The following is a 16,167-nucleotide window of genomic DNA, read 5'->3' as shown; positions in this document are numbered from 1 at the left end:
AGTCACTCCGTGTTGGTCGGGGTCTTGGTTGGGTCTTCGTTGATCTTATGCGTGCGCGGCGCAGCGGCAGAGGCGCGCGTCACAAGGCGCATGGGCACCGCATGGCCCGCAGCGGGCGCGGCCCCGCCGGCGATCATGCCGGTGAGCACTTCGAGCGCGCGCTCGGCGATGGTTGCCATGTCCTGCGCCGTGGTGGTCAGCGCCGGATGCATGGCGGTGGCAAAGGGCAGATCGTCAAAGCCGGTGAGGCTGACGTCGCCGGGCACCGAAAGCCCCGCGCGCGAAAGATGCGACAGCGCGGCCAGCGCCAGCAAATCCGAGGTTGCAAGGATCGCCGTGGCGCCCTGACGCACGAGGTCCGGCAGGTCTTCCAGACCCGGTTCACCCCATACGGTTTCGAAGCGCGCGCCCTCGCCCAAACCCTCGGTCATGCCGCGCATCCGGTCGCGCTGCACGTCCGACACGCTGTCGCCGCCAAGCAGCACCACATGGCGGTGGCCCAGATCGCGGATGTGCCGCCCCAGCAGTGCGCCGCCCCCGGCATGGTCGGCCGAGACGGTGTTGCGCGGGTCCGAGACCGTATTGATGGTCACCGAAGGAAGGCCCGGCGCCTCTGGCGAGGTGCCTTTCTGCGGCACGATCACCACCCCGTCGACGCCGCGCCCGATCAACCGTTGCAAGGCTTCGGCCTGCCGCGCCTCGCTGCCACGGGAGTCGGCGATGAGGATGCCAAGGCCCCGCGCCTCGGCGGCAACCGAGAGGTTCTGCGCGATGCGCGGGAACAGCGGATTGGTCAGATCGGGCATGACAAGGCCGAGGATACCACTTTGCCCGGTCTTCAGCGCACGCGCCGCGCTGCTGGGCTGATAACCGAGCTCTGCCGCGCGCGCCTGGATACGCGCCACCAGATCCTTCGACACCCGCCCCTTGCCGGAGAGCGCGTTCGAGACGGTGGCGGTCGAGACGCCGATATCCTGTGCGATCTGCTTGATGCTGGCCATGATGTCCTCTTTGGTGAAACGATTAATCAGGGCATTTCGTGTCGGTCAACGCTTAATTAAACGATTAATCATGAGGGAAGGCGGCCCGCTCGTGTTTGCCCAAAATCTGCGCGCGAACTCCCGCATGAGGCGTTCTGTTGAGGCTGTGATGCGCGCAATGAGGCAGCTTCCTGTGCCGGGCGGCACCTGTGGCAAAGCGCGCCCCTGCGGCAACAGCGCCGGGCTGGCCGGGGGAATAGCGCTGGCGCCGCCAAGCAAAGCCTTTAAAAATGAGCAGCATAGGCCGGGAGGGTCCCGCGCATGAGCGCCGAGCATATGCAGGTTCAGCACGAAGAATCAGTCGGAGGCGGGCGGATCACCCTCTCCGGCCCGCTGAGCGTGCAGGAGGTCGGCGCGCTGGAAACGGCGCTTGGCCAAGTGCCCGATGGCGACGTCAGCGTCGATCTGGCCGAGGTGACCCGCATGGACACCGCCGGGGCTTGGGCGCTCATCGCCTTTGAACAGCGCGTGGCGCAGGCAGGCGGCACCGTCCGGTTTGAAAACGCCAGCGAGACGGCGACGTTGCTGCTCGAGACCGTGCGCAGCGCCATGCCGCAGCCCGATGCCGCGGCTCCCGCCCCGCATGGCCCCAAGGCGTTCCTCGAGGCTACGGGCAAGCGGGTCATCGGCGGCTTCGCCTTCCTGCGCGGCTTGCTGGCCTATCTCGGGCTGTTTCTTGCCGGGCTCTTGCGGGTGATCACCCATCCCCGTGAATTCCGCTTCACCTCGCTGGTCGCGCATTGCGACGATGTGGGCCTGCGCGCGGTGCCGATCGTGTCGCTGATGGCCTTTCTGATCGGCGTTGTGCTGGCCTTTCAGGGCGCGAGCCAGTTGCGCCAGTTCGGGGCCGAGGTCTTCGTGGTCGATCTCATCGCCATCTCGGTGCTGCGCGAACTGGGCATACTTCTCACCGCGATCATCGTCGCCGGGCGCACCGCCTCGGCCTTCACCGCCGCCATCGGCTCGATGAAGATGCGGCAGGAGATCGACGCCATGCGCACCCTCGGGCTCGACCCGGTGACTGTGCTCTTTGTGCCGCGCATCCTTGCGCTGCTGCTGATGCTGCCGATCCTCGGTCTGGTGGCCGACATCATGGGGCTGTTCGGCGGCGCGCTGATGTCGTGGATCGAGCTTGGGATCTCGCCCTCGATGTTCCGCACCCGGCTGATCGAGGGCACCGATGTGTCGCATGTGATTGTCGGGCTGGTGAAAGCGCCGGTCTTTGCGCTGATCATCGGCGTGGTGGGCTGCCACGCGGGGATGCAGGTGAAGGGCGACGCGGAATCTCTGGGCCGGATGACCTCGAGCGCTGTGGTGACGGCGATCTTTGCGGTGATCGTCGCCGATGCGCTGTTTTCGGTCTTTTTCGCGGAGCTGGGGCTATGAGCGCGCCGCGTGAGACGGTGATCCGGGTGCGCGGGCTGCGCACGCAGTTTGGCAGCCATGTGGTGCATGAGGATCTCGATCTGGATGTCTACCGCGGCGAGGTGCTGGGCGTTGTCGGCGGCTCGGGCACCGGCAAGTCGGTGCTGCTGCGGGCGATCACCGGGCTGGAGACGCCCGCCGCCGGAGACATCGAGGCCTTTGGCACCAAGGTGCTGAGCGCCAGCAGCGCCGACCGTGAAAGGCTCGACGACCGCTGGGGTGTGATGTTTCAGGATGGGGCGCTGTTTTCGTCGCTGACCGTGCGCGAGAATGTCGAAGTGCCGTTGCAGCGGGTGCCGGGGCTGACCGCGCCGCTGCGCCGCGCGCTGGCCGATCTGAAGATCTCGATGGTCGGCCTGCCCTACCGCGCGGGCGATGCCTACCCGTCGGAACTGTCTGGCGGGATGCGCAAACGCGCAGGTTTGGCACGGGCGCTGGCGCTCGATCCCGAGATCGTCTTTCTCGACGAGCCCACCGCCGGGCTTGATCCGATCGGCGCTGCGGCCTTCGATCAGCTGATCAACAATCTTACAACGGCGCTGGGACTTACGGTGTTTCTGGTGACGCATGACCTCGACACGCTTTACGCAACCTGCGACCGTATCGCCGTGCTGGCCGAGCGGCGCGTTCTTGTCACCGGCTCGCTGCAGGACATGCTGGAGGTCGATCACCCTTGGGTCCAAGAGTATTTCACCGGACCGCGCGCGCGCCTTGCGCAGGCTGCGGCGACAAAGCCCGACGCTGCCGGGCCGCAGGCCGGGGCTGACTGATCATGGAGACGCGCGCCAATTACGTCCTTGTCGGAGCCTTTGCCATCGCGGGCTTCATCGGCCTTCTGGGTTTCCTGCTGTGGTTCGCCAATGTCGAGCTCGACAAGCAGTTCGACTATTACGACATCGACTTCCCGTCAGTATCGGGCCTGAGCATCGCCTCGGAGGTGCGCTTTTCCGGCCTACCCGTCGGGCAGGTGGTGAGCCTTGGGCTCTCGCCCGAAGGCGACGGCTCGGTGCGGGTGCGGGCCGAGGTGACCGCCGGAACGCCGGTGCGCAGCAATTCGTTGGCGACGATCGAGGCGCAAGGCGTGACCGGCGTCGGCTATGTGGGCATCACCGCAGGCAGCCCCGGCGCGCGGCTGCTGTCGGATCAGGCCGAGGGCGACGTGCCGATGATCGAGGCCGGACAATCCGCGCTGCAGTCGCTGACCGAGGAAGGCCCCGAGATCCTGTCGGAAACGCTCGAACTGGTGCGCGAGCTGCGCGGCCTCATCGGGGGCGAAACGCAGGCGCGGGTGCAGACCATCTTGGAAAACGTCGAGCGGGCCTCTGCAGATCTGACAAACACGCTTGATGCGATCTCTTCGGTGGCGGACTCGGTGAATGGTTTTGCCGAGGGTGTCGGGACGATCACCGAGAGCATCGACACGCTGAGCCGCGATGCGGGCACCACGCTGCAGGACGCAAGCGCCGCCATGCGCTCGGTCGAGGCGCTCTCGGAAGAGGCGCGCGGGCTGATCGCGCAAGGCTCTGGCAGTGTGCAGGTGGCCGAGGATTACATCACCACGCGGCTCGGCCCGGCGACGGAACAGGTGCAGCGGTCGGTTGCAGAGATCGGGAGCCGCTTTGCCGCGCTCAGCGACCGGGCCGAGACGCTTGCCAGCACCTTCACCACCACCGGAGAGACCGCGACCCAGCGCCTAACCGAAGCGCGCCAGACCCTGGCTTCGGTCGATGCGCTGATTGCCGAGCTGACGCAGACCTCGCGCAGCGTGGATGGTGCGGCGCAGCGGCTCGACGGGTTGATCGCGGGCGACACCAGTGCCCTTGTCGCAGAGTTGCGCACCGCCACCGCCGAGGCCACAGCGGTCATCCGCGACTTTGGGCAAACCGCGGGCGGCGATCTGGCGGCCATCTTCGAGGACATCCGCAGCGCCACCCGCTCTGCCGCGCAGACCATCGACACGGTGGGCGCGGATCTCACCTCTGCCTCTGGCCAGCTCGATGGGCTGGCGCAAAATGCCTCCGAAACACTGGAGGCGGCGCGGACCACATTTGCCAATGCCAACGAGACGCTCTCGGCGATCAACGGCACGCTGGAGACCGGAGACCGCGCGCTTGTCGCCGCCGAGCGCGCCTTTGACGGGGCCGACAAGGTGATCCGCGACGAGGTGGGCCAGATCACCGCGCAGCTGCGCGAGACGCTGACGGGCCTCGAAAGCGCAATCGGCACGGTGGCCGGAGAGATCCCCGAAATCACCAGCGAGCTGCGCAGCGCCAGCCGCTCGGCAGCTTCGGCCTTCTCGGGGCTCGAAGGTGCGGTGGGCGATGCCCGCCCGGCGCTGCGCGAGTTCTCCTCCACCGCCCTTCCCCAGTTCGGGCGGCTGGCCGCCGAGGCGCGCGCGCTGATCGACAATCTCGATGCGCTGACCACGCAGATCCGCCGCGATCCGAGCCGCTTCTTCCTCGACCAGCGCGCCCCAGAATATCGAAGGTAGCCCGATATGTTCCTGTCCCCGCGATCCCTGCCCTCCCGCCTGCCCGCCTTGCTGCTTGCGCTCGGGCTTTCGGGCTGCGGCGCCATTGCCGCGCTCGACGACGCCTCGACGCCGCTGGAGATCTACGAGTTGCAGACCCCGCCGATCCAGCCTTCGGCGGCGCGCGGGTCGCTGGAACTGGTGGTTGAGCCGCCGATCGCCAGCGGCGCGCTCTCGACCGAGCGGATCATGATCCGCCCGGCACCGCTGCAGGCGCAATATCTGCCCGACGTGCGCTGGTCGGATGAGGCCCCGGCGATGCTGCAGACCCTGCTGGTGCGCAGCCTGTCCGAGACCGGCGCCTTTGCCTCGGTCGGGCGGGCGCCCTTGGGGGCGCAGGGCGACTACGCATTGCTGGGCGAGCTCACCGATTTTCAGGCGCAGGGGGCCGAGGGTGGCGCGGCCGTGCGCATACGGATCATGCTGCGGCTCGTGCGGGAACGCGACGCCTCTGTCGTGGCGGCGCGCACCTTCGAGGTGACCGAGCCCGCCGCAGACACCGAGACCGACACGCTGGTTGCCGCCTTCGACCGCGGCACGTCGCGCATTCTGTCCGAGGTGCTGCCTTGGGTCGTCGGCGCGACGCGCGGCGGCGCCTAAGGGCCCGACTGCGACGCCATGCCGGGCTGACAGCTGCGGGCCCTCGGGCTATACTTCGAGTCTGTCGGGACCGCTGCATTCCTTGGGAGGAGAGGCATGGCAACTGCATCACGACGACTTCTACTGAAATCCTATCGCGCCTGGCTTGAGGCGGACGAGGCCTTTCGGCTTGCACAGCGCCGCGTGGCGGACTTGGTGCCAAGCGCGCGGCAACATCTCTTCGTGCATATCGGCAATCGCGGATCGAAGGTGCGCCAGCTTTACAACGCGCGGCAGAAGGCACTGGAAACGCTGCTTCTTGCGCGCCAGCAGGTGCTGAAGGAACGCGAGGCGCGGACGCTGAGACTGCAGACGCAGATGCTGCTGGTCTATCGCCCCTAGGGGTGATCCCTCAGGAAACTCCGGGCCGCACAAAGAAAAGGGAGGCGCCCCGTCGGGCACCTCCCTTCTGTCTTTGCTTGGGCGGTAAGCCTCAGCTTTGCGACGCCACCAGCCGTTCGAGCAGGGTCGCGGGCGTCACCAGCCCGACGCGCACGCCGCCGCGCGTGACCGCCACCGGCGCGTTGCGCTCGGTCATGCCTGCGGCGAAGTCGAGCACCGGGGTCTCTTCGTCGACCTCCACTTCGGCCACGCCTTCCACCGGCTGCATCACGTCCTTGGCGCGCAGGAAACTGAGCGGGTTGGAGTGCGCCACGAACTCGGCCACATAGTCGTTCGCCGGATCGCCGGCGATCTCGTTCGGCGTGCCGCATTGCACGATGCGCCCGCCTTCCATGATCGCGATGCGGTTGCCGATCTTGAACGCCTCGTCGAGGTCATGGCTGACGAAGATGATCGTGCGCTTGAGCTTGGCTTGCAGTTCCAGAAGCTCGTCCTGCAGCTTGGTGCGGATCAGCGGGTCGAGCGCCGAGAAGGGCTCGTCCATCAGCAGGATCGGTGCCTCGGTGGCAAAGGCCCGCGCGAGGCCCACGCGCTGCTGCATGCCGCCCGACAGCTCGCCGACCTTATTGTCGGCCCAGTCGGAAAGCCCCACGAGCTCAAGCTGTTCGAGCACCTTCTTGCGGCGATCGGCCTTGCCCATGCCGCCCAGTTCAAGACCCAGCCCGACGTTCTCTGCAACCGAGCGCCACGGCAGCAGGCCGAACTGCTGGAACACCATGGCGACGCGCTCGCGGCGGATGCGGCGCAGGTCGGCGGGCGCGGCCTCGGTGACGTTGACGAGGCTGTCGCCCTCGCGCACATGCACCCCGCCGCGCACCACCGGGTTGAGCCCGTTGATGCCGCGCAGCAGCGTCGATTTGCCCGAGCCCGACAGGCCCATGAGCACAAGGATTTCGCCCTCTTCGACGTCGAGGTTGCAGTCGTGCACACCCAGCACCTGCCCGGTGCGGTCTTGGATTGTGGCGCGGTCCAGCCCCTCGTCCATCAGCGGTAGCGCGGTGTCCGGCTCTTCGCCGAAGACGATGGAGACATTGTCGATTTTGACAGCGGTGGTCATTTCTTGTCGCCTCCGAAGTTGAGCATACGGTCGAGCAGAATAGCGACCACCACGATCACCAGCCCGCTTTCAAAGCCGAGCGAGGTGTTCACTTGGTTGAGCGCACGAACCACCGGCACGCCAAGGCCGTCGGCACCCACGAGGGCCGCGATCACCACCATCGACAGCGCCAGCATGATGGTCTGGTTGAGACCCGCCATGATCTGCGGCAGCGCATAGGGCAGTTCGGCCTTGAACAGCACGTCACGGTTGGTGCCGCCAAAGGCGCGGACCGCCTCGGTCAGTCGCTCGGGGGTCGAGGAGACACCCAGCTGCGTCAGGCGGATCGGCGCGGGCAGCACAAAGATCACCGTGGCAATGAGGCCCGGCACCATGCCGATGCCGAAGAAGACGATCGCCGGGATCAGATACACGAAGGTGGGCAGCGTCTGCATCAAATCGAGGATCGGACGCAGCACAGCGTAGAGCCGGGGCCGGTGCGCGGCGGCGATGCCCACGGGCACGCCGATGGCCATGCAGACCACACAGGCCGACAGCACCAGCGTCAGGCTCTCGGTGGTCTCTTCCCAGTAGTCCTGGTTGAGGATGAACAGGAAGCCAAGCGCGATGAAAGCGCAGATCTTCCAGCTGCGCTGCATCAGCCACGCGAAGGCGACGAAGACAGCGATGATGATGAACGGGTGGGGCTCTTGCAGCACCCAGAGAATACCGTCGATCATGGCTTCCAGCACGACGGAAAGCAGATCGAGAAACCCTTCGGCGTGGTCGCGGATGCCTTCGAAGATCGCGGCCGCGAAGTCGCCGACGGGGATTTTATACGAGGTCAGCCAGTCCAAGGCAGCTCTCCTTATCTATGAGAGTTGAGGAGGGAGGCAGGCGCCCCCGCGCGGTCGCGGAGACGCCGGGCACACACCTCGGATCAGAGGCCCAGTGCGGTTTTGACCGCCGGCAGCCCCGGTTCACCGTCCAGAGTGGTCACGCCGTCGAGCCAGCCGTCAAGAATTTCGGGGTTCGCGGACAGCCATGTGGTTGCCGCGTCCTCGGCCTTTTCACCGTCGTTGAGGATCGCGCCCATGATCTCGTTTTCCATCTCGAGGGTGAACTCGAGGTTGGTCAGCAGCTTGCCGACGTTCGGGCATTCCTCGACATAGCCAGAGCGCGTGTTGGTGTAGACCGTGGCACCGCCGAAGTCGGGCCCGAACCATTCGTCACCGCCCGAAAGATAGGTGAGATCGAAGTTTGCGTTCATCGGGTGCGGCTCCCAGCCGAGGAAGACGATCGGCTCGTCCTTCTTCGACAGGCGCGAAACTTGGCTGAGCATCCCCTGCTCGGAGCTTTCCTTGACGTCGAACTCTTCGAGATCGAAGGCGTTGGCTTCGATCATATCCATGATCAGGCGGTTGCCGTCGTTGCCCGGCTCGATGCCGTAGATGGTCTCGTCGAGCTCATCGGCATGGGCGGCGATGTCGGCGAAATCCTTGATCCCAAGCGCGGCACCGGCGGCATTGGTGGCCAGCGTGTACTTCGCGCCTTCGAGATTCGCCCGGACGGTGTCGACCGTTCCGGCCTCACGGTAGGGCGCGATGTCACCCTCCATCGTGGGCATCCAGTTGCCGAGGAAGATGTCCATGTCGCCCTCTTCCAGCGACACATAGGTCACCGGCACCGACAGAACGCGGGTCTCGGTGTCATACCCCAGCGCTTTCAACACGGTAGAGGTGGCGGCGGTGGTTGCTGTGATGTCCGTCCAGCCCACGTCCGAGAACCTGACTTTGGAGCAATCTGCAGCGGCGGCGGTTGCGCAAAGAGCGAGAGCGGAGGTGGTCAGTACGAGTTTCATAGGGTCCCCTTTGGAGGTTAGCGTGATGAAGTCTGAGTTATTGATTGACGAGTCAATTAATGACGGGGTATTCCAGAAAAGCAACCAAAAATCTGTGGGAGCCCCGAATGGCACGCAAATCCGAGGAAGAAAGACGCAGGGATCTGATCGCTGCGACGATCCGCGAGATCGGCGCGTCGGGGACTCTCAACGTCACCACCAGCCAGATCGCCAAAAGCGCCGGTGTCTCGCCGGGGCTTGCGTTCCATTACTTCCACGACAAGGACACGCTGTTCCTCGCAGCGATGCGCTCTATCCTCGCGGAATATAAGGCAGATGTGACGCAGGCTCTGGCCGGGGCCAAAACGCCCGACGAACGTGTGAACGCGATCGTTCAGGCCAGTTTCGGCATGGGCAGCTTCCGCCGTGAGGCGATCTCGGCATGGGTGAATTTTTACGCACTCGCGCTGCGCTCGGAAGAGGCGCGGCGGCTGCTCTACCTCTATCAGCGCCGTCTGCACAGCAATCTCGTCTATGCGCTGCGCCCGAAGATTCGCGAGCGCGCACCCGACGTGGCGCGGCGAATCGGCGGCCTGATCGACGGGCTCTATCTGCGCTACGCGCTAGATACCAAGATGCTGCGCCCCCCCGAGGAAGCCCTCGGCGACGTCGACGGCACAGAAGGCGCTGAACATGTGCTGCGGGCGATCGCCGCCGAATGCACCGAAGTCCACGAAAACGACGACATCTCCATGGCGGAGGCCGATCCCGACCCCATGGCCCCCCTTGCAGGACCCCAGGAGTAAACATGACCACATCCTATCAACCCGCCGGCAGCCACTTCATCAACGGCCGCTACGTCGAAGACACCGCAGGCGAGAAGATCGAGGTGATCTATCCGCACACCGGCGAGGTGATCGCCACCCTGCATGCCGCGACCCCGGCGATCATCGACGAAGCGCTCGCCAGCGCCGAAGCCGCCCAGAAGGCATGGGGCGCGCTGTCGGGCACCGAGCGTGGCCGCGTGCTGCGCAAAGCCGCCGATCTGCTGCGCGAGCACAACCGCGCGCTGTCGGAGGTGGAGACCCATGACACCGGCAAGCCGATGTCCGAAACGCTGATCGCCGACGCCGCCTCGGGCGCCGAGGCGCTGGAGTATTTCGGTGGCCTCGCTGGCACGCTGACCGGCGAGCATATCCCGGTCGCGGGCGGCGATTTCGTCTACACCCGGCGCGAGCCGCTGGGCGTTTGCGTCGGCATCGGCGCGTGGAACTACCCGATCCAGATCGCCAGCTGGAAGGCCGCCCCGGCGCTGGCCTGCGGCAACGCGATGGTCTTCAAACCCTCCGAGATGACGCCGCTCACCGCGCTGAAGCTGGCTGAGCTACTGATCGAAGCGGGCGCGCCCGCGGGCATCTTCAACGTCGTGCAGGGCTATGGCCAAGTTGGCGCGTCGCTGGTCACCGACCCGCGCGTCGACAAGGTGTCGCTCACCGGCTCGGTGCCCACGGGCCGCAAGGTCTATGCCGCCGCCGCCGAGGGCATCCGCCATGTGACCATGGAACTGGGCGGCAAATCCCCCATCGTCGTGTTCGACGATGCTGATCTTGAAAGCGCCGTCTCCGCCGCGATCAACGGCAACTTCTACTCGACCGGCCAGATCTGCTCGAACGGCACCCGTGTCTTCGTGCAAGAGGGGCTCTATGAGACATTCGTCGCCCGCGTCGCCGAGCGCATGGAAAACGCGGTGATCGGCGATCCCATGGATGAGGCCACCACCATTGGCCCGATGGTCTCGGCGCGCCAGCGCGAGATTGTCGACGGCTATATCAAGAAGGGCGTCGAAGAGGGCGCGCGTCTGGTCAAGGGCGGCAAGCTGATCGACGGCGCGGGCTTCTACATCGAGCCGACGCTCTTTGCCGATGTCACCGACGAGATGACCATCGCGCGCGAGGAAATCTTTGGCCCGGTCATGTCGGTGTTGAAGTTCGCCACCGAAGAAGAGGCGCTGACCCGCGCCAATGACACGCAGTTCGGCCTCGCCGCCGGTGTCTTCACCAATGACCTCACCCGCGCGCATCGCGTCGCGGCGGGCTTTGAGGCAGGCACCTGCTATATCAACGCCTACAATCTCACCCCGGTCGAGGCCCCCTTTGGCGGGTCCAAGAATTCGGGTGTGGGCCGCGAGAACTCCAAGGCGGCGATCGAGCACTACAGCCAGTTGAAATCGGTCTACGTCGGCATGGCGCCGACCGAGGCCCCGTTCTGAGGAGGCCCTCAATGCAAGCGGAATACGTCATCGTCGGCGCGGGCTCTGCGGGCTGCGCCATCGCCTACCGGCTCGCGGAAGCGGGCCGGAAGGTCATCGTCATCGAACACGGCGGCACCGATGCCGGGCCCTTCATCCAGATGCCCGGCGCGCTGTCCTACCCGATGAACATGAAGCGTTACGACTGGGGGTATGAATCCGAGCCCGAGCCGCATCTGGGTGGTCGCCGTCTGGCGACCCCGCGCGGCAAGGTGCTGGGCGGCTCCTCGTCGATCAACGGCATGGTCTATGTGCGCGGCCACGCGCGCGACTTCGACACATGGGAAGAGATGGGCGCGCAGGGCTGGGCCTATGCCGACGTGCTGCCCTACTACAAGCGCATGGAGACATGGCACGAGGGCGGCCACGGCGGCGATCCCGACTGGCGCGGCAAGGACGGCCCGCTGCATGTCTCGCGCGGCAAGCGCGACAACCCTCTCACCCGCGCCTTTGTCGAGGCCGGGGTGCAGGCGGGCTATGAAGCCACCGACGATTACAACGGCCAAAAGCAGGAAGGCTTTGGCCCGTTCGACGCGACCGTCTACAAAGGCGAGCGCTGGTCGGCCTATAAGGCCTATCTCAAACCCGCCATGGCCAGCGGCAACGTCGAATTGGTGCGCGGGCTCGCCCGCAAGGTGGTGATCGAGAACGGCCGCGCCACCGGGGTCGAGCTGGAGCGCAAGGGCAAGATCGAGGTGATCAAGGCCGAGGCCGAGGTGATCCTCTCTGCCAGTTCGATCAACTCGCCGAAGATGCTGATGCTCTCGGGCATCGGCCCGGCCGAGCACCTGAAAGAGCATGGCATCGAGGTGGTCGCAGACCGCGCCGGTGTCGGCCAGAACCTCCAGGACCACCTCGAGCTCTACATCCAGCAGGCGGCCACCCAGCCGGTGTCGCTGTTCAAATACTGGAACCTCTTCGGCAAGGCGCTGGTGGGGGCACAATGGCTGTTCACCCGCAGCGGACCGGGCGCCTCGAACCAGTTCGAAAGCGCCGCCTTCATCCGCTCGAAAGCCGGTGTCGAATATCCCGATATCCAGTACCACTTCCTGCCCATCGCGGTGCGCTACGATGGCAAGGCGGCGGCAGAAGGCCACGGGTTCCAAGCCCACGTCGGGCCGATGCGCTCGAAATCGCGCGGCGCGGTGACGCTGAAATCCGGCGATCCCAAGGACGCGCCCAGCATCTTCTTCAACTACATGTCGCATGAGGATGACTGGGCCGACTTCCGCACCTGCATCCGCCTCACCCGCGAGATCTTTGGTCAGGAGGCCTTTGCCCCCTATCGCGGCCATGAGATCCAGCCGGGTGACGCGGTGCAGACCGATGAGCAACTCGACGACTTCATCCGCGAGCACGCCGAGAGCGCCTATCACCCCTGCGGCACCTGCCGGATGGGCCCGGCGAGCGATCCGATGGCGGTGGTCGATCCCGAATGCCGGGTGATCGGTGTCGAGGGGCTGCGGGTCGCCGACAGTTCGATCTTCCCGCAGATCACCAACGGCAACCTCAACGCGCCGTCGATCATGAGCGGCGAGAAGGCGGCGGACCATATCCTCGGCAAGCAGCCCCTGCCCCGCGACAACGGGCAGCCGTGGATCCATCCGGACTGGCAGACCTCGCAGCGCTGACCCCTGCCCCACGTCGCCGCCCGCGCGGCGGCGTGGACGCAACGCTTGGTCATCCCCCGGTGTTGCACAACTACATGATGCCGTGAATCGATTTTCGCGTTACGCTCGCCTCAGGCAAGAGCAGGACAAGAAGATGATCACGACATCCCCCAGACCATGGGTCCGGGCGGGCGCGATGATCGTCGCACTCGCAGCGACCCTTGGCGGTTGCGGCAGTTCGGCGCCACGCACCGCCACCCTTTCCGCCAGCGAAACGCAGGCGCTTTATATCCGCGAAAACCGTGCCAGCGGCATCCCCCGCCGCTTTGGCGACACCGATCCCCATGCGTGGGACTCGGTCAGCCCCTCGCGCTACCCGGTGCATGGGCTCGATGCGGCGCGCTATCAGGGTGCGATCGACTGGCGCGAGGCCCGCGACGCGGGCATTCGCTTCGGCTATCTCAAGGCGACCGAGGGCGGGGATCACATCGATCCGGCCTTTGCGCAGAACGCCGCCGGGGCGCGGGCCGCAGGCGTGCCGGTGGGGGCCTATCACTTCTACTATTTCTGCCGCCCGGCGCGTGAGCAGGCGGCGTGGTTCATCGCCAATGTCCCGAAACGGCGCGGAGATCTGCCGCCGATCCTCGACATGGAGTGGAACCACCTCTCGCCCACCTGCCGCATCCGCCCGCCCGCGGATGAGGTGCGCGCCAGCATCCGCGAGTTCTCCCGCATCGTCGAGCGCCACTACGGCACCGCCCCGGTGATCTACACCACGCCCGACTTCTACGCCCGCAACGATCTGGGCTCGCTGCGCGGGGCCGAGTTCTGGCTGCGCTCGGTCACCGCGCACCCGTCCGAGCGCTACCCCGACGAGCGCTGGAGCTTCTGGCAGTACACCGGCACCGGTCTGGTGCCAGGGGTGCGCGGGCCGGTGGACCTCAACGCCTTTGCCGGGAACGAAGCGAACTGGCGGGCTTGGCTGGCGGCGCGCAGTCAGGGATAGCGGAGCAAGAGCCGGGCGCGCGGCTACCCGTGGGTTGGCGCGCCGCCCCCTGAGGTCATTGCTTTATCCCAGCCACATCCGGACGACCTCAATCGCTGCACGAGGATGACAAAGCGCCAGCCCGCCGGGACGGGCAGGCACTGGCCCGGCGGTCTTCGGCCTTTGCTCCGGGCGGAGCAGCGCGCGCTTGCCCGTGCGATGGCCCCGCGCCGTTGCCGCCACTTTGCCGCGCCCGACCTCCCCATGAGAGGGCGCATTGGCAACGCCGCGCGGCTGTTCGCAGGGCGTAAGGGTTTGTGAGATAAAGCGCATTGCACCAGCCCTGCGCCGCGCCCACCCAGGATCGGGCGCAGCCCTCAGCGCGCAAAAAGAACATCCTCCGGCCCCCAACGCCGCGCGGCGAACAGCGCCCGTGCCCGGCGCCACAAGCCGGAACACCCTCCTGCCCCTCTGCCATGATACACTCTCGCGCACAGGCGGCCCGCGCGCGCAGGCACCCGGCAGGGCTTGCGTCCCCGGCCCATATCCGGTCTACCGCGCCGCAAGGGGGAGGCCGGACGAAAACGAGAGACTCGGATGGCCGAAGTACAGACATCAGGTGCCGCGATCACCTTCGACAAGCTGGGAAAGTCCTTTGACAAAAAGGGCTCCGGCACCGTCATGGCGCTCGAGGATGTGAACCTCGACGTCGCCCCCGGCACGATCACCGGGATCATCGGACGTTCCGGCGCGGGCAAATCGACGCTGCTGCGCATGGTCAACGGGCTCGAGCAGCCGACCTCGGGCACGGTCACCGTCGCCGGACATGACGTCGGTCGCGCCGGTGCCGCGGACCTGCGGCGGATCCGCCGCGAGGTTGGGATGATCTTCCAGCACTTCAACCTGCTGAGCTCGCGCACGGTTTACGGCAACGTCGCCCTGCCGCTCGAGATCGCAGGCGTGCCCGGTGCCGAGATCAAGCGGCGGGTCAACGACCTCATCGGGCGCGTCGGGCTCGAGCAGTTCAGCAACCGCTACCCGGCAGAGCTTTCGGGCGGGCAGAAGCAGCGCGTCGGCATCGCCCGCGCGCTCGCCACCCAGCCCAAGGTGCTGCTCTCGGATGAGGCCACCTCGGCGCTCGACCCCGAGACCACGCAGACCGTGCTGAAGCTGCTGGCCGACATCAACCGCGACCTCGGGCTGACCATCCTGCTGATCACCCACGAGATGGCCGTGGTCCGCGACATCGCCAGCCATGTGGCGGTGATCGACGGCGGCAAGATCGTCGAGGCGGGCTCGACCTATGAGGTCTTTGCCGACCCCAAGCATCCGACCACGCGCTCTTTCCTGTCGGGCATCACCGGCATCACCCTGCCGAGCTTCGTCGCCGGCAAACTGCAGGCCGAGCGCCCGCAGGGCGACAGCCAAGAGGTAATCCGCATCGCCTTCGCCGGGACCCATGCCACCGATCCAATGCTGGCCAAGCTCACTTCCGAGCTCGGGATTCCGGTCAACATTCTGGCGGGCGCGATCGAAGAGATCGGCCCACATCCCTTCGGCAACCTGCTGGTCTCGGTTGAGGCCACCCGCGGCGCCGAAGCCCGCGCCTATCTTGAACGTCACGAGCTGCTCACGGAGGTGCTGGGCTATGTCGGCTAACCTCATCAACCTGCTGATCGAAGCCACGCTTCAGACCCTCTATATGGTGGCCATCTCGGGCGCGCTCGGCACGCTTTTCGGCCTGCCCATCGGCGTCTACCTTGCCGTGTCGCAACGCGGCGAACTGCTGTCCTCGCCTTGGGTGAACAAGGTGCTTGGACTGATCGTCAACGCGACGCGCTCGGTGCCCTTCATCATCCTCGTGGTGGCGATCATCCCCTTCACCCGGCTGATTGCGGGCACCTCGATTGGCACCAGCGCCGCCATCGTGCCGCTGACCATTGCTGCCGTGCCCTTCATCGCGCGTCTGGTGGAGAACGCCATCCGCGAGGTCGACAGCGGCCTCATCGAAGCCGCCCGCGCCATGGGCGCCACGCCGCTGCAGATCATCCGCAAGGTGCTGATCCCCGAGGCGCTGCCCGGCATCACCCTTGGCCTCACGCTCGCGCTGGTCAGCCTCATTGGCTACTCGGCTATGGTCGGTGCCGTGGGCGGCGAGGGCCTTGGCGATCTCGGCATTCGCTACGGCTACCAGCGCTTCATGCCCGAAGTGATGCTGGCGGTGGTCGTCATTCTGATCGTGCTGGTCCAGCTCGTGCAGTCCCTCGGCGAGGGGCTGGCCAGACTGGTCGACAAGCGCGCGCCGCGCAACCGCGGCCGCTGAACCAACAATAAGAACGCAGATGGAAGGAG

General features: G+C 66.3%; 15 protein-coding genes. 11 read left to right on the top strand and 4 right to left on the bottom strand.

What is annotated here, in order from left to right; all coding sequences use genetic code 11:
- Positions 1-2: 2 nt before the first annotated feature.
- On the bottom strand, positions 3-1,001 hold the full coding sequence (locus AYJ57_RS19460; RefSeq protein ID WP_066109958.1) for a LacI family DNA-binding transcriptional regulator: 999 nt from the start codon (positions 999-1,001) through the stop codon (positions 3-5).
- Between the two features lie 300 nt (positions 1,002-1,301).
- On the opposite strand from AYJ57_RS19460, the gene AYJ57_RS19455 reads away from it, so the two are divergent.
- The 5 genes from AYJ57_RS19455 to AYJ57_RS19435 all read left to right on the top strand — a co-directional run bounded on the left by AYJ57_RS19455 (position 1,302) and on the right by AYJ57_RS19435 (position 5,976).
- Complete coding sequence (locus tag AYJ57_RS19455; RefSeq protein ID WP_066109953.1) at positions 1,302-2,426, top strand: ABC transporter permease; 1,125 nt, start codon at positions 1,302-1,304, stop codon at positions 2,424-2,426.
- Positions 2,423-3,235: an ABC transporter ATP-binding protein gene (locus tag AYJ57_RS19450; protein ID WP_066109950.1), complete on the top strand. Its 813-nt coding sequence runs from the start codon at positions 2,423-2,425 to the stop codon at positions 3,233-3,235. The genes AYJ57_RS19455 and AYJ57_RS19450 overlap by 4 nt, the downstream gene beginning before the upstream one ends.
- Before the next feature lie 2 nt (positions 3,236-3,237).
- A complete protein-coding gene (locus AYJ57_RS19445) occupies positions 3,238-4,956 on the top strand; it encodes an MlaD family protein (protein ID WP_066109947.1) in 1,719 nt (572 codons plus the stop codon).
- 6 nt (positions 4,957-4,962) lie between these two features.
- Positions 4,963-5,595: an ABC-type transport auxiliary lipoprotein family protein gene (locus AYJ57_RS19440; protein ID WP_066109944.1), complete on the top strand. Its 633-nt coding sequence runs from the start codon at positions 4,963-4,965 to the stop codon at positions 5,593-5,595.
- A 96-nt stretch (positions 5,596-5,691) separates the two neighbouring features.
- Positions 5,692-5,976: a hypothetical protein gene (locus tag AYJ57_RS19435; RefSeq protein WP_066109941.1), complete on the top strand. Its 285-nt coding sequence runs from the start codon at positions 5,692-5,694 to the stop codon at positions 5,974-5,976.
- A 91-nt stretch (positions 5,977-6,067) separates the two neighbouring features.
- Here AYJ57_RS19435 and choV read toward each other — a convergent pair whose 3' ends face one another.
- The 3 genes from choV to AYJ57_RS19420 form a co-directional block, all read right to left on the bottom strand.
- Complete coding sequence (choV, locus tag AYJ57_RS19430; RefSeq protein WP_066109939.1) at positions 6,068-7,093, bottom strand: choline ABC transporter ATP-binding protein; 1,026 nt, start codon at positions 7,091-7,093, stop codon at positions 6,068-6,070.
- Entirely contained in the window at positions 7,090-7,929 is an 840-nt protein-coding gene (gene choW / locus AYJ57_RS19425) for a choline ABC transporter permease subunit (protein ID WP_066109936.1), read from the bottom strand. Before choW ends, choV begins: the two co-directional genes overlap by 4 nt.
- An 83-nt stretch (positions 7,930-8,012) precedes the next feature.
- Positions 8,013-8,933, bottom strand: a complete 921-nt coding sequence (locus AYJ57_RS19420) for a choline ABC transporter substrate-binding protein (RefSeq protein WP_066109934.1) — start codon at positions 8,931-8,933, stop codon at positions 8,013-8,015.
- Positions 8,934-9,040: 107 nt separating this feature from the next.
- Between AYJ57_RS19420 and betI the strand changes: the two genes are divergently transcribed.
- The 6 genes from betI (at position 9,041) to AYJ57_RS19390 (ending at position 16,138) form a co-directional block, all read left to right on the top strand.
- Positions 9,041-9,718: a transcriptional regulator BetI gene (betI, locus tag AYJ57_RS19415; RefSeq protein ID WP_066109932.1), complete on the top strand. Its 678-nt coding sequence runs from the start codon at positions 9,041-9,043 to the stop codon at positions 9,716-9,718.
- Positions 9,719-9,720: 2 nt separating this feature from the next.
- Positions 9,721-11,181: a betaine-aldehyde dehydrogenase gene (gene betB / locus AYJ57_RS19410; RefSeq protein WP_066109929.1), complete on the top strand. Its 1,461-nt coding sequence runs from the start codon at positions 9,721-9,723 to the stop codon at positions 11,179-11,181.
- Between the two features lie 11 nt (positions 11,182-11,192).
- Positions 11,193-12,851 carry a choline dehydrogenase gene (betA, locus tag AYJ57_RS19405; RefSeq protein ID WP_066109926.1) on the top strand — a complete coding sequence of 553 codons (1,659 nt, stop codon included), beginning with the start codon at positions 11,193-11,195 and terminating at the stop codon, positions 12,849-12,851.
- Positions 12,852-12,984: 133 nt separating this feature from the next.
- A complete protein-coding gene (locus AYJ57_RS19400) occupies positions 12,985-13,836 on the top strand; it encodes a glycoside hydrolase family 25 protein (protein WP_066109923.1) in 852 nt (283 codons plus the stop codon).
- Between the two features lie 576 nt (positions 13,837-14,412).
- On the top strand, positions 14,413-15,474 hold the full coding sequence (locus AYJ57_RS19395; protein ID WP_066109920.1) for a methionine ABC transporter ATP-binding protein: 1,062 nt from the start codon (positions 14,413-14,415) through the stop codon (positions 15,472-15,474).
- Entirely contained in the window at positions 15,464-16,138 is a 675-nt protein-coding gene (locus AYJ57_RS19390) for a methionine ABC transporter permease (protein ID WP_066109917.1), read from the top strand. Before AYJ57_RS19395 ends, AYJ57_RS19390 begins: the two co-directional genes overlap by 11 nt.
- The last annotated feature ends 29 nt before the right edge of the window (positions 16,139-16,167 follow it).

Origin of the sequence: Salipiger sp. CCB-MM3 (assembly GCF_001687105.1) — a bacterium.
In the GTDB taxonomy this organism is placed as follows: domain Bacteria; phylum Pseudomonadota; class Alphaproteobacteria; order Rhodobacterales; family Rhodobacteraceae; genus Salipiger.
This window is presented reverse-complemented; position numbering and strand designations above follow the sequence as displayed.